1 protein-coding gene is annotated in these 332 nt (G+C 47.0%); it reads right to left on the reverse strand.

Annotated features, from left to right (window positions below; all coding sequences use genetic code 11):
- The coding region (locus tag PPL9_RS00990; protein WP_200962045.1) for a proprotein convertase P-domain-containing protein at positions 1-332 on the reverse strand (332 nt) is incomplete at both ends.

Consider the following 332-nt stretch of genomic DNA (forward strand, 5'->3'; position numbering starts at 1 on the left):
TGCAATGGAAGACTGATGAGTGCCACTTAAGTCAATCACCACATCACCTGAGACTGCACTTGTGTTGATGATATCAAGACCTTCAGTGTCTGTAATGACAGCGCGATCGCTTGTGCCTATTTCTGCAAACTCATTGGTATAGACATAAGTGCTGTTATCAGCAGCTTGATCACCGTAAAGACGAAGTTCCCAGTTCTGCAGAGTTCCAGTCTTTCCGCTCTGAGTATCTTTGATGATCAGCGTCCAGTCACCAGCACTTTGTCCAGCCCAGTGATTGGTGCTTGTTGTCAGCCAGGTCTGATCGAAATTGCCATGTCCACGATCTGAACTGC

It is taken from the genome of Pseudovibrio sp. POLY-S9, from assembly GCF_001431305.1.
Taxonomy (GTDB): Bacteria; Pseudomonadota; Alphaproteobacteria; order Rhizobiales; family Stappiaceae; genus Pseudovibrio.